This is a genomic window from Arthrobacter sp. KNU-44 (assembly GCF_051843155.1).
Classification (GTDB): domain Bacteria; phylum Actinomycetota; class Actinomycetes; order Actinomycetales; family Micrococcaceae; genus Arthrobacter.
Genome location: NZ_JBPXNG010000002.1, coordinates 4,270,318 through 4,282,086 on the forward strand (window position 1 = coordinate 4,270,318; position 11,769 = coordinate 4,282,086).

An 11,769-nucleotide genomic window follows, 5' to 3' on the forward strand; every position below is an offset into this window, starting at 1 on the left:
CCACGAACTTTTCAAGGAGAAACCCATGCCCACCGCCCACAACACGTCTCTCGATCACTACGAAGTCTGGTTCCTCACGGGCAGCCAGCACCTTTACGGCGAGGACGTCCTCAAGCAGGTCGCCGCGCAGTCCCAGGAGATCGCCGCAGCGCTGAACGGGTCCTCCGCTGTTCCGGTGAAGCTGGTCTGGAAGCCCGTGCTGACGGATGCGGACTCGATCCGGCGCACCGCGCTGGAAGCGAACTCGGACGACGCCGTGATCGGCGTGACGGCTTGGATGCACACCTTCAGCCCGGCCAAGATGTGGATCCAGGGACTGGATCTGCTCCGCAAGCCGCTCCTGCACCTGCACACGCAGGCGAACGTGGCCCTGCCGTGGGCGGACATCGACTTCGATTTCATGAACCTGAACCAGGCGGCCCACGGTGACCGCGAATTCGGCTACATCCAGTCCCGCCTCGGCGTGCCGCGGAAGACCGTCGTCGGGCACGTCTCCAACCCCGAGGTGACGCGCCAGGTGGGTGCCTGGCAGCGCGCCGCGGCCGGCTGGGCCGCCGTGCGCACCCTGAAGCTGACCCGTTTCGGGGACAACATGCGCAACGTTGCCGTCACCGAAGGAGACAAGACCGAAGCCGAGCTGCGCTTCGGCGTCTCGGTCAACACCTGGCCCGTCAACGAACTCGCCGACGCCGTCCACGGAGCGCCGGAGTCCGACGTCGACGCCCTCGTCGCGGAGTACGAACGCCTCTACGAAGTGGCGCCGGAACTGCGTGCCGGCGGTGCCCGGCACGACTCGCTGCGCTACAGCGCCCGGATCGAACTCGGCCTCCGCTCCTTCCTGGAGGCCAACGGCTCGGCCGCGTTCACGACGTCGTTCGAGGACCTGGGCGCGCTGCGCCAGCTTCCCGGAATGGCCGTGCAGCGGCTCATGGCCGACGGCTACGGCTTCGGCGCCGAAGGCGACTGGAAGACCGCGATCCTGGTCCGGGCCGCCAAGGTCATGGGCGCCGGGCTCCCCGGCGGTGCCTCGCTCATGGAGGACTACACCTACCACCTGACCCCGGGGCAGGAGAAGATCCTCGGCGCGCACATGCTCGAGGTCTGCCCCTCCCTGACCGCCACCAGGCCCCGCGTGGAGATCCACCCGCTGGGCATCGGCGGCAAGGAAGACCCCGTCCGGATGGTGTTCGACACCGACGCCGGGCCCGGCGTCGTCGTCGCGCTCTCGGACATGCGCGACCGGTTCCGCCTCGTGGCGAACGCCGTCGACGTCGTCGACCTCGACGAACCGCTGCCCAACCTCCCGGTCGCCCGGGCACTCTGGTCGCCCAAGCCTGACTTCGCGACCTCCGCCGCCGCCTGGCTCACCGCAGGCGCCGCGCACCACACCGTGCTCTCCACCCAGGTGGGCATGGACGTGTTCGAAGACTTCGCCGAAATCGCCCGGACCGAACTGCTCACCATCGACGACGGCACCACCATCCGGCAGTTCAAGAAGGAACTCGCCTGGAACGCCGCCTACTACAAACTCGCCGGCGGGCTGTGAACGGAGAGGCATTCCGGCTGGTCTGCGGGGATCATCGCCGCGCCTTCACGCCTGAGTATCTAGTTGACAAGGGCAACTGACGCCCTTAAATTTCTGTGTATTCAGGTAGGTTCCTTGTTTTGGATCACATTGTTAGCTGTAGCTATGGAAACGCAGCCGGTGAGCTGCCAAGGCGCAGGGGGCAACGATGGCGAAAGTACCGCTGGATAATTTCCTCAATGAGTGCGTCTCCCGGAGTTCCGGAGAGGACGGCCTCAGCTTCGAAGAACTGTATGGTCTGTACATCAGCTGGTGCGGACTTAAGGCTTCGGAACCTGTGAGAGCCAGGACGTTCAGGGCGAGCCTTCGGGCGGCCGGCATCGCTCCCGGACACCGCGGAGAACTATGCGAGGATCTGGTGATGATAGGCCCGGCGGCGTGCGACTACATTGTCCACAGCGTGCTCCCGCTCGCTGCGTTGGACGCGCGATCGGGCGGCTGGCCTCGGCTCAAGTCTTCGCCCGCGGATCGTCTGGAGCTACCAGTCACCAGGGGGGCACCCGGCGAAGACCTCGACTCGGCTCCGGCTGCCTAAGCGGGTCTTTTATTCGTGGAACTTCTCCCGAGCCTTGCGCTGTTGCCGCTCAAGCTTGGCTTCCGCCTCGGTCCGCCGCTGACCGATGATGCGCATCTGGTGCGTGGTCGGGTGTTCGTATTCCTCCACGAAAGTTCCCTTTTCCCTGGGAAGGCTCTGGCCGGCAGCCTGGGACACGAGCTTTTGGTTGTCGTTTTCGCTCATGTCAAAATCGTCCCACCGGGCGGCTGTCTCCAAAAGAGGTTCAATCCGCGGTGCTGCAAAATAGGAGCGACATCCCGGTCTTCGGACCGGGATGTCGCTTGGCACTTGACCGATCCAGCAAAGTCAGCCGAGGTTCAGCGCCGTCCAGGAGACGGGAGGCAGGGTGATTTCGACGACGCCGTTGCGCACGACGGCGCTCTTGTTCGGCTGCAAGCCCACGCGGTCCCGATCCTCTAGCGTGTTCTTGGCGTAGACGTCCGCGTCCGAAAGGGTGTGGGCACCCATGACGATTACGCCGTCAAGCGCCGTCAGGTCGATGGTGACCGTTGCTTCTTCAGTCCGTGATCGGTTGACTAGGAAGACCGACGTCGCAGCTGCGTCCGCCTCGTAGGTCGCGACGGCGTCGATGAGCGGGACGGTGCCGTAGGCCTCCGTGCTGTAGCTGTCCGCTTCCAGCTTCACATCCAGGGCGACTCCCTTGGCCAGTTTGGATGTCAACGCGAACGGGAAGAAGGTGGTCTGCTTCCACGCCGGCCCCCCGGGTTCGGTCATGATGGGAGCGATCACGTTGACCAGCTGCGCGAGGGAGGCGGAGGTGACACGGTCGGCGTGCTTGAGCAATGAGATCAGCAGGTTGCCGAAGACGACGGCGTCGGCCACGGAATACGCGTCCTCGAGCAACCGCGGCGCCTTGGGCCAGTTGTCCAGCCCTTCGATTTTGTCGACCTTATGGAACCGCTCGAGGTACCACACATTCCATTCGTCGAAGGAAATGTTGATGGTTTTCGTGCTTCCGTTGACGGCCTTGACGTGGTCCGCTGTTGCCACAACGGATTCAATGAAGTGGTCCATGTCGGTAGCGGAGGCAAGGAACGAGTCCAGGTCGCCGCTCTTTTCCTCGTAGTAAGCGTGGCACGAAATGTAGTCGACGTCCTCGTAGGAGTGGGTGAGTACTACGCGCTCCCATTCTCCGAACGTGGGCATATGGGCGCTGGACGAGCCACAGACCACGAGTTCAACTGAAGGATCCAGTTGACGCATTGCCTTCGCGGTCTGCGATGCGATTTTGCCGTAGTCGTCAGCGGAGCGATGGCCCAACTGCCACGGGCCGTCCATTTCATTGCCGAGGCACCACATTTTGACGCCGAAAGGCTCCGCCCGGCCATGAGCGGCGCGGCGGTCCGACAGCTCCGTCCCGGAGCGGATGTTGGAGTACTCCAACAGGTCCAAAGCTTCCAGCGTGCCCCGGGTGCCGAGGTTGACGGCCAGCATGAGTTCGCTGCCCACCTTCTCCAGCCATGTGCTGAACTCGTGCATGCCGATCTCGTTGGTTTCGGTGGAGTGCCAAGCGAGGTCGAGGCGGCGGGGGCGGTGTTCCTTGGGTCCAACACTGTCCTCCCAGCGGAACCCGGAGACGAAGTTGCCGCCCGGGTAGCGGATGGTGGAGACACCGAGTTCCTTGACGAGCTCAATCACGTCAGTGCGGAAACCGTCGGCGTCGGCGTTGGGGTGAGCGGGTTCGTAGATGCCGTCGTAGACACAGCGTCCGAGGTGTTCAACAAACGAACCGAAGAGGCGGGGATTGACTGCGCCCACTGCGAATTGTGGGTCGATCGTAAGGCGTGCGGAAACCATTGTCTGCTTTCAGTGAGAGGTAGCGGGAAGAGAAAGGGTGCTTTGAATGCCTATTTGAGGCTGCCGAGAGACAGGCCACCCTGCCAGTACTTCTGCAGGGTGAGGAATGCCACCACGAGGGGAATGATGGAAATGAACGAACCGACCACAATCAGGCTCCAGAGCGAGTGGCCACCGCCGTTGTTGGATGAGGCCAGCTGCTCCCAGAGGCCTATGCCCACCGTGAGTGGATAGAGCCTCTCCGTGGACAACATGGCCAAGGGCAGGAAGTAGTTGTTCCAGGTCCCGACGACGGAAAGCAGGAGGACAGTCACGAGCGCCGGCCGAAGCAAGGGCAAGGAGACTTGGAAAAAGGTCCGCAGTTCGCCGGCTCCGTCCACCCTGGCCGCGTCGAGCAACTCATCAGGCACGGCTTCTGCGGTGTAAACCCGCATCAGGTAGACGCCGAAGGGGCTTAGGAGGGACGGCAGGATGACCGCCCACACGGTATCTGTGAGCTTGAGGTTGGACATCAGGATGAATGTCGGGATGACCAGCGCCGTCATGGGGACCATTACGGCACCGAGCAGCAACGCGAACGTAAGGTTCCGGCCCCGGAACTTGTACTTGGCGAAGCCGTAACCGGCCAGGACCGAGATTGCCGTCGCTCCCAAGCCGCCGCTGACAGCGTAGAGCAGCGAATTACCGAGCCACTGCACATACTCCCCGCCGTTGTAGGCGAAAAGCTCCTGGATGTTTGCGATCAGGTTGAAATTCTTGTCGAACCACATAGCGCCGGAAGAGCCGGCAAAAAGCCCTTGTGCATCCTTCGTGCTGGCAACGAACAGCCACCAAATGGGAGCCAGGAAATACAAGACCAGGACGCCCAGAAAGACATGAGCCACAACGTTGCGGCGACGGGGCCGCGACAACCGGGTTGTAGCCGGGAGATGTGTTGTCGGTGTGCTCATGAGAGATTGCTCCCTTTCTTGCGGGTCGCGAACATGAAGATATACACCGCGATGAAGACGACGATGCCAAGGGAGAAGGAGATGGCCGAGGCGTAGTTGAACTGGGCATATCCGAAGGCCAAGTTGAACGCGTAGATGTTCGGGGTGAAATCCGGGGTGATGCTGCCGTTCGCTACCGGCCCGAGGATTTGCGGCTCGGAGAAGAACTGCAGCGTCCCGATCAGCGCAAAGATAAGAATGAGCACCAGCGCCGAAGAAACGAGGGGTATTTTGATGCGAAAAGCAACTTGCCTTTCGGACGCGCCATCAATCTTGGCGGCCTCGTACAGCGTCGGATCAATTCCCTGCAATGCCGCGTAAATGATGATCATGTAATAGCCGGCCCACTGCCACGTCACAACGTTGAGCAGGCCGTAGAAGACGTTGTCCTGGCTGAGCAGGAAAGGCGCCGGCGCGTGGAACAAGGAGAAAAGCTGCTCAAGCGGGCCGAATGTCGGACTGTAGAGAAACCCCCACATCAGGGCGCCGATGACCGCGGGCACTGCGTACGGCAGGAAGATCATCAGCCGGGAGAACCTGGCGAGCCGGGAGGTGAGGTGATCGAGCACGAGCGCGGCCGCCAGGGAGACGGCCATCTGGACCGGGATAAGGACCAAGGAGAAGCGAACCACGAACCAGACGCCCTTGAGGAACTGTGGATCCGAGAAGGCGTGGAGATAGTTCTCCAAACCGCTGAACCGCGTACCTGTCGCCAGGCCCTTGGTGAACAGGCTGAGGTAGAGGGCGTAAGCAAGCGGAGCCAGAAGGAACGCTACGAAAACCACGCCGAACGGTGCGATGAAGAGCCAGCCGGTCCGGGCGCGCCGTGCATTCATCTTGTCGCTGCGGGTTCTGCGTTCGGGAGTGGGCGGGGGATTCACCGTGTCCGGTGCGGAAGTATGCGGCAACGACGTCACCGTTGACCCGTGAACTGCCATGAGCTGTCCTGCAACTTTCTATCGATCGATTCCGTCCCGTTCCGCCCGGCCGCGGGGCCGGGCGGAACGGGAGGAGTGGTCAGTTGACAGTGAACCCTTGGCTCTTCGCGTAGTTCACCATGATGCCTTGCAGCTCAGTGGCTGCTTCGTCCCCGCTGACTTTGCCGGCGTTGATCTTGACCGTCTCGGCCTGCAGTTGTGCGTAGTAGTAGACACTGAACGGGCTGTAACTGAATCCCTTGTAGGCATTTTCGGCCGGGATGTAAATGTCCTTGTTTGCAGTCTGCCCGCCAAAGAAATCGACCGCGTTGTTGGTGAACGCATCCGACTTCAGCACATTTTGGTTGAGCGGGAAGATTGTCTGGGTCTTCCAGCCATCCGTGAGGGAGGCGTCGTCGGCGTAGAGGCCCTTGGCGACTTCGGCGGCGAGCTTCTGGTCACCCGCCTGCGAGGTGACGGCAAAGGTGGATCCTCCCCAGTTCACGGAGACGGGGTTGCTTGGATCCCATTGGGGGAGCGGCGCAGCGGCGAATGTTCCTTTCTCGGTGCCCTTACCCACTCCGGATCCGGTGAGGTAGCCGGGAGCCCAAGCCGCGGAGATGTACGTGGCGTACTTGCCGCCGATCATTCCTGAGATGTAGTCGGTGGTGAACTGGTCTTGGGTGGCCACCAGACCCTTCTTCACGAGCGCGGCCCAGTAGTTCAGCACGTCCTTGGCCGGCTGGCTGTCGAGGTGAATGGAGATGTTCTTCTGGTCCGCCAGGTCATAAGTGAAGGGAACGGCGCCCTTTTGGGCCATGAGGGCGGTCAGGGCGGCAGGAACATTGCTGCCAAGATCTCCGAATGCGGGGCCGCCGGCGTCCTTGACCTTTTGCGCGGCCGTTTCGTACTCCGCCCAGGTCGTCGGCGGCTTGATGCCGTACTTGTCCAGCACATCCTTGCGGTAGATCATGCCCATGGGCCCGCCGTCGACCGGAATCCCGTAGACCGAATCGCCTTGCGAGACGTCCTTCCAGGAGCCGGCGCTGAAGTTCTTCTTGACGTCTCCGGCGCCGTACTTGCTCAGGTCGACAAGTGCGTTCTGCAATTCAAAACCCGTCAGCTGGTCGGCCTCGAGCATGATCACGTCAGGGGCTCCCTTGCCGGCCTGGATAGCGGTTTGGAACTTCGCATACTCCGGGGCGCCTTGGCCGGCCACGGTCCAGCAGACCTGGACATCGGCGTGGGAGTTGTTGAAGTTGTCCACGACCGTGGCCATGTTCGGGTACCACGCCCACACGGAGACCTTCGGAGCGTCGGCATGGACGATCTTGTTGGTGCAATTGGTCGTGTTGGAGCCCGCGCTTGCGGCATCCGCGCCGCCACTGCACCCTGCCATTGTGGCGGCCAAGGCAGCGGCTGATACTGCTGCTGCGATTGCTTTCTTGTTCACGTAGTTTCCCTTCGGTCGTGCATGGACGTCGTCGTCGGAGGTGGAGCAGTGAGGGTAGGCCGTCCTCCAGCCAATGGATGCTGGTGGGGGCCGGACGGACTCGGAAGTTGGGGCGAGAGGACAATCCCAAGCTTTTACATCGATGTAAGTAATCGTTGTAAATCCATGACGATGTGACCCGACTTACATGTCAAGAAAAAATTAGGCGGAGTCTTCGGCGGACTTGATCGCCGTGGACTGCCGGCTGATGACCTTGAAATCCGCTTCAAACTCGCGGGCGGGCGTTGCTTCGGCCGCGCCGTCGATCCGTTCCAGGAGCATCGCGACGGCGGTCTCGGCGATCTCCCGCCGGCCCGGATCTATGGTCGACAACGTTGGTAACGAATACCGGGTCTCGTCGATGTCGTCGAATCCGATGATCGCGACATCCTCGGGGATTCTCAGTCCAGCGTCCTGCATGACACGCATGGCACCCAGGGCGATGGAGTCGTTGAATGCCACGACGCCATCGAACTCGAGCCCGGACTCCAAGACCTGCCGCATGGCTTGGGCGCCGTCGGACCGGTGCCACGACTGGACGTCGATAGCCAGTTCGTCCCGGTAATCCAGCCCCGCGTTCCGCAAGGCGCGGCGGTAACCTTCCAGGCGGAGCCCGGCTGAGCCGATGACTTCATTTCGATGGGCGCCAAAGGCGAGTAGTTTCGTTCGTCCGCGCTGCAGGAGGTGTTCCGTAGCTGCTTGTGAAGCCTCAATGTTTTGCATGGTCACGTGGTCCGTGGGGCCATGAAAAATCCGCTCGCCCAGGAGGACCATGGGCGTCGGAATATCAATGAGGCCCACGTCCTCCTGGCCCAGGCCAAGCACGCTGTACAAGACGCCATCGACCATTCGCATTCGGGGGCCATGGAGGATCTCCAGCTCGCGTGTCCGCGAGCCCCCGCTTTGTTCGATGATCACGACCTTCCCGCGCTTTGAGGCGGCCGTCATCACGGCGTCGGCAAGTTCGGCAAAGTATGCGTTCTTCAAATCCGGGATGATGAGGCTGATGACGTCCGTGCGGCCTGACCTCAACCCACGGGCAGAGAGATTGGGCTGATAGCCAAGTTTCTCGATGGCCAGCAATACCCGCTCGCGCGTCTCGGATTTGATGTTCGGATGGTCATTGATGACGTTCGACACCGTCTTGATTGACACATCGGCCGCCTGGGCCACATCCCGCATGGTAACTGCCACTTTTCCTTCTTCCGCACGCAAGTCAGCTTCGGCTTTACAAGCAGATTACATCGTTGGAAAGAATGGAAGGGGAGAATCGTCGCTACATCAGCCACTGGACTGAGACGTTCATGGCGAACAAGGCATTTGTCAGGGGCGCGAGGATCGACTCGTCTGCCTCCATACGGCGCAACGTCTCGACGAATTCATCTATCTGAATGGTGGTGAACCCACCGTCCCGGAGTTGCTGGATGGCAAGCTCGGTATTCTGTTTCCGGGTGTTGCTGAATCGCGGGTTTACCTCTGGCTGTACCGGTTCCGAATCCATTGCCTTTACTTGTCCCCAACTTCCCTGTCCGCAGGACGCCCATTGCAGGGGTATTCATGCATTACAAATGCTACTATCTCAGGCCTTGTCAGGTGCATTCCGGGTACCTGTATGAACAGCCTCTCTTCGTCGCCAGGAGCCACTAGCGCTTAGCCAGCCAATAGCATGGGTCAATGATGGATAAGTCGTCGGCTTCTGGCGCGCTGACACACGAGGTGGCCCGTGACCCCCGACGCGTGCACTGGATGGAACTGTTCTTCGACCTCGTCTTCGTCGCCTTTGTCGGCCAGCTTGCCCGCGGGATCCACGGTGATCCTGGATGGGCTGAATTCGGTACGTTCGTCCTGCTTTTCTTTCCGGCGTGGTGGGCCTGGGTGAACATTGTTTCAGTCGTCAACCTCCTGCCTGGTTTGTCGTCCCGGGCGCTGGGCATAGCGATGCTCGCTGCCATGGCAGCGGCGAGCGTCATGGCCGCCGCGGCGCCCGGGGCCTTTGGCGAACGGGCCTGGGCCTTTTCGCTGGCCAATGCTGCCATTCGCGTGGTCCTGCTGATCTTGTGGCTGTACCAGCACCGCGGGAATTCGTCCGAAACTCCGTGGCGCATCTGGATCTACAACGGCGGCACCGCAGTCCTCTGGCTCATCTCAGCCTCTTTGCCGCTCCACATCGCTGTCATTCTGTGGGCTGCCGCGATCGTTGTCGAGGTTGGAATGATGACGCTTAGCGCCCGACTTTGGCCTGACCGGGGTATCGGCGGGATCAACATCGAGCACGCATCTGAGCGGCTTGGCTTGTTCGTCATCATTGTCCTCGGCGAGTCCATTTTCACGATCGTCACTGAGGTGTCCGAAGACTGGGGCCCCGGCGCAGGTTCTGGGGCCTCAAAACGACAACAACTGCGAGCCAGTTGGGTCAGCCGTTGATGATTTGCGGGACGCCGAGGGCTTTGAGGCCTTCGACGCCGAATTCGAGGCCGTAGCCGGATTGCTTGGCGCCGCCGAAGGGGATGCGGGGGTCGACGTTGCCGTGCTTGTTGATCCAGACCGTGCCGGCTTCGAGGCGTACCGCGACCTCGCGGGCGGCTTCCAGATCCGAGGACCAGACGGAGGCGCCGAGTCCGACGTCGAGCGCGTTCGCCTTGGCGACGGCCTCGTCCACGGTGCTGTAGCGGATGATGGGCAGGGCGGGGCCGAACTGTTCCTCGGCGACGAGGGGGTTGTCGTTGTCGATGTCGGCCACGAGGGTGGTGGGGTAGAAGTAGCCGGGCTGGCCGTCGTCGGGGTTGCCGCCGAGCAGGATGCGGGCGCCGGAATCGCGGGCGGCGTCCACGAGTTTCGCGACGATGTCGTATTGCTGCCGGTTCTGTAGCGGTCCCAGCACGTTCGCCTCGTCCCACCCGTTCCCCATGGGCATCGCGGCGGCAACGGCGGCGAGTTCGGTGCACACCGCCTCATACAGCGAGTCGTGGACGTAGAGGCGCTTGAGTGCGGCGCAGGTCTGGCCGGTGTTGATGAAGGCGCCCCAGAAGAGTCCTTCGGCGATGGCTTTGGGGTCGGCGTCGGGCAGGACGATGCCGGCGTCGTTGCCGCCGAGTTCGAGAGTGAGGCGCTTTACCGTGTCCGCGCTCGAGCGGATGATCGCTTTGCCGGTGGCGGTGGAGCCGGTGAACATGACTTTGCCGATGGAGGGGTGTTCGGCGAGCCGGGCGCCGACGTCGCGGCCGCCGGAGACCACGGTGAGGAGGCCCTCGGGAAGCTCTTCGTTGATCACGGCGGCCAGGGCGAGCACGGACAGGGGCGTGTATTCGGAGGGCTTGACGACGACGGCGTTGCCCATGCGCAGGGCGGGGGCGATCTGCCAGATCGTGATCATCATGGGCCAGTTCCAGGGGCCGATCGCGCCGACGACGCCGATGGGCCGGTAGTGCAGCTCGGCGCGGGTTTCGCCGTCGTCCACCACGGTTTCCGGGTCCAGCGGGGTGCCGGCGGTGGCGCGCAGCCAGGCGGCGCAGGCGCCGACTTCGAAGCGGGCGTTGGGGCCGTTCAGCGGTTTGCCCTGCTCGCGGGAGAGCAGGCGGGCAAGTTCCTCTGCGGAGCGCTCGACGGTGTCGGCGGCCCTGAGCAGCGCGGCGGACCGGGCGTCGTGTCCCAGCGCAGCCCACGCGGGTTGGGCCGCCCGGGCGGCGGTGATGGCGCGTTCGAGGTCCTCGACGGTGTGAACGGGAGCCTCGCCGACGGCGGTGCCGGTGGCGGGGTCGAGGATGGTCCGGGTTTCGCCGGTGGTCGGGGTGATTGAAGCCAGGAGGGCGTCGTAGCTTTCCAAGGGTTTACTCCACTCTGAGTTGGTATTGGTTTCGAAGGACAACGTTCCAGGGGTCAAACGGCCATCAGGATCATGGCGCCCAACGCACCCGCTGAAGAGATGGCCTCAAGGGATGCAGAGGCCTGTCGACGGTGTCTACGGCCGTTTAGTCGCAGCGTTCGGGCCGCCAGGACGACTGAATAGGCGATGACCGCTGCCGCGAGGACAACTGCGAGGGCGGGGTTCGCTCCACCAGGTCCCGAATGCGCATGTGTTGGGTGTATCGAACCGGATGGGGCGGAGGGAAGGGTTGTGACGAAGATGGCGAACATGGCCACGATGGACAGGGAGCGGTGTATTTCCATGCCGCCGCGGCGATGCTTTGGCAGGAGAACCAGCGGAAGAGGGGACGTGAGGAGAAGCAGCAGGCCCCACACGACGCCCGGAACAATGCCCGGCCCGAAGGTTGTGTCCGCCATCGCCACGAGCATGAGTGCCATCGGCCCCCACTGGCTGAGGTTCCTGAACAGGCCTTCCCGCATCGGGCTCCAGATCCCCAAGGCGCAGCAGGCCAGCATGACCAACGAAAGGATTGTGTGCATGTCGTTTA

General features: G+C 62.5%; 11 protein-coding genes. 2 read left to right on the plus strand and 9 right to left on the minus strand.

Going from position 1 to position 11,769, the window contains the following annotated elements:
• The first annotated feature begins 25 nt into the window (after positions 1 to 25).
• On the plus strand, positions 26 to 1,546 hold the full coding sequence (araA, locus tag ACSVHC_RS21005) for an L-arabinose isomerase (RefSeq protein WP_439181274.1): 1,521 nt from the start codon (positions 26 to 28) through the stop codon (positions 1,544 to 1,546).
• A 583-nt stretch (positions 1,547 to 2,129) separates the two neighbouring features.
• On the opposite strand, the gene ACSVHC_RS21010 is transcribed toward araA, so the two are convergent.
• The 7 genes from ACSVHC_RS21010 to ACSVHC_RS21040 form a co-directional block, all read right to left on the minus strand.
• Positions 2,130 to 2,324: a hypothetical protein gene (locus ACSVHC_RS21010; RefSeq protein WP_437770177.1), complete on the minus strand. Its 195-nt coding sequence runs from the start codon at positions 2,322 to 2,324 to the stop codon at positions 2,130 to 2,132.
• Positions 2,325 to 2,447: 123 nt separating this feature from the next.
• Positions 2,448 to 3,959, minus strand: a complete 1,512-nt coding sequence (arfA, locus tag ACSVHC_RS21015; protein ID WP_437770176.1) for an arabinosylfuranosidase ArfA — start codon at positions 3,957 to 3,959, stop codon at positions 2,448 to 2,450.
• A 50-nt stretch (positions 3,960 to 4,009) separates the two neighbouring features.
• A complete protein-coding gene (locus ACSVHC_RS21020; protein ID WP_437770175.1) occupies positions 4,010 to 4,909 on the minus strand; it encodes a carbohydrate ABC transporter permease in 900 nt (299 codons plus the stop codon).
• On the minus strand, positions 4,906 to 5,886 hold the full coding sequence (locus ACSVHC_RS21025; protein WP_437770174.1) for a carbohydrate ABC transporter permease: 981 nt from the start codon (positions 5,884 to 5,886) through the stop codon (positions 4,906 to 4,908). The genes ACSVHC_RS21020 and ACSVHC_RS21025 overlap by 4 nt, the downstream gene beginning before the upstream one ends.
• 79 nt (positions 5,887 to 5,965) lie before the next feature.
• Positions 5,966 to 7,318: an ABC transporter substrate-binding protein gene (locus tag ACSVHC_RS21030; RefSeq protein WP_439181275.1), complete on the minus strand. Its 1,353-nt coding sequence runs from the start codon at positions 7,316 to 7,318 to the stop codon at positions 5,966 to 5,968.
• Between the two features lie 201 nt (positions 7,319 to 7,519).
• A complete protein-coding gene (locus ACSVHC_RS21035; RefSeq protein WP_437770172.1) occupies positions 7,520 to 8,551 on the minus strand; it encodes a LacI family DNA-binding transcriptional regulator in 1,032 nt (343 codons plus the stop codon).
• Between the two features lie 82 nt (positions 8,552 to 8,633).
• On the minus strand, positions 8,634 to 8,858 hold the full coding sequence (locus ACSVHC_RS21040; RefSeq protein WP_437770171.1) for a hypothetical protein: 225 nt from the start codon (positions 8,856 to 8,858) through the stop codon (positions 8,634 to 8,636).
• A gap of 173 nt (positions 8,859 to 9,031) precedes the next feature.
• Between ACSVHC_RS21040 and ACSVHC_RS21045 the strand changes: the two genes are divergently transcribed.
• Positions 9,032 to 9,781, plus strand: coding sequence for a low temperature requirement protein A (locus tag ACSVHC_RS21045; protein WP_437770170.1), 750 nt, complete (start codon positions 9,032 to 9,034; stop codon positions 9,779 to 9,781).
• Here the strand turns inward: ACSVHC_RS21045 and ACSVHC_RS21050 are convergent.
• On the minus strand, positions 9,771 to 11,180 hold the full coding sequence (locus ACSVHC_RS21050; RefSeq protein ID WP_437770169.1) for an aldehyde dehydrogenase family protein: 1,410 nt from the start codon (positions 11,178 to 11,180) through the stop codon (positions 9,771 to 9,773). The two genes, ACSVHC_RS21045 and ACSVHC_RS21050, sit on opposite strands and share 11 nt — an antisense overlap.
• A gap of 53 nt (positions 11,181 to 11,233) precedes the next feature.
• On the minus strand, positions 11,234 to 11,761 hold the full coding sequence (locus ACSVHC_RS21055; protein ID WP_437770168.1) for a hypothetical protein: 528 nt from the start codon (positions 11,759 to 11,761) through the stop codon (positions 11,234 to 11,236).
• Positions 11,762 to 11,769 lie beyond the last annotated feature (8 nt).

Excerpts from the sequence above, each read along its gene's own strand:
- arfA (WP_437770176.1), bottom strand. The coding sequence starts at position 3,959 with ATGGTTTCCGCACGCCTTACGATCGACCCACAATTCGCAGTGGGCGCA.
- ACSVHC_RS21025 (WP_437770174.1), bottom strand. The coding sequence starts at position 5,886 with ATGGCAGTTCACGGGTCAACGGTGACGTCGTTGCCGCATACTTCCGCA.
- ACSVHC_RS21040 (WP_437770171.1), bottom strand. The coding sequence starts at position 8,858 with ATGGATTCGGAACCGGTACAGCCAGAGGTAAACCCGCGATTCAGCAAC.
- ACSVHC_RS21010 (WP_437770177.1), bottom strand. The coding sequence starts at position 2,324 with ATGAGCGAAAACGACAACCAAAAGCTCGTGTCCCAGGCTGCCGGCCAG.
- ACSVHC_RS21045 (WP_437770170.1), top strand. The coding sequence starts at position 9,032 with ATGATGGATAAGTCGTCGGCTTCTGGCGCGCTGACACACGAGGTGGCC.
- ACSVHC_RS21020 (WP_437770175.1), bottom strand. The coding sequence starts at position 4,909 with ATGAGCACACCGACAACACATCTCCCGGCTACAACCCGGTTGTCGCGG.
- ACSVHC_RS21055 (WP_437770168.1), bottom strand. The coding sequence starts at position 11,761 with ATGCACACAATCCTTTCGTTGGTCATGCTGGCCTGCTGCGCCTTGGGG.
- araA (WP_439181274.1), top strand. The coding sequence starts at position 26 with ATGCCCACCGCCCACAACACGTCTCTCGATCACTACGAAGTCTGGTTC.